The sequence below is a fragment of the Bartonella sp. AA86SXKL genome (assembly GCF_042196885.1).
In genome coordinates, this window is record NZ_JBHIRE010000522.1 from 1 (window position 1) to 583 (window position 583).

At 46.1% G+C, this 583-nt stretch carries 1 protein-coding gene; it reads right to left on the reverse strand.

Going from position 1 to position 583, the window contains the following annotated elements; all coding sequences use genetic code 11:
* Window positions 1-583 (reverse strand): DUF4815 domain-containing protein (locus tag ACFIO5_RS13030; protein WP_375705638.1); only part of this gene is annotated, 583 nt, incomplete at both ends.

Sequence of the window (583 nt, forward strand, 5' to 3'; positions counted from 1 at the left end):
TAACGGTCTTTTCTTTTGTCAACAAAAGAGATTGAATATCGGCAATAGGAAAATAATAGGGTTTAAAGGTGAAACTGTTTTTCCCTTTTGGGGGCGCAAAAATATGCGTTTCGCTTGGAACAACGCTTGTCGAAAAGTCCTCGAGTTCTTCATGACGCAAAGCCGCTAAGCGTTTGCGTTTAAAGCCATTGATATTGGCTTCTCCTTCTTGAATACTAAAGACTTGGCAACCGTTATTGGCTCCCAATGCGCTCACACGGCAGCCACTCACGATATAATGCCCATGGGCGCGGTCGTACGTCGCAATAGCTTGCATGGCGGGTTCAAGCAGTGAGGGCGATTTTTGATCAATCAGAACACCATCTTGTAAAATATAAACCGGAAAGAAAGTGCCATTCTGCGCATCCTCTTTTAGTGCCCAAACAAGCTTTGCTGTTTCGCGTGCCGCTCCAGGCTCTCCTTCTGCTAAGGTGCCAGGGACTTGCCCCAAGAGCTCTGGATCATCTTCGTGTGTTATCCATTTTTTTTGCAGCTTCACACCAATTTCCAAGCGCCCAATCATGGCAACATTGTTGAGTACAGC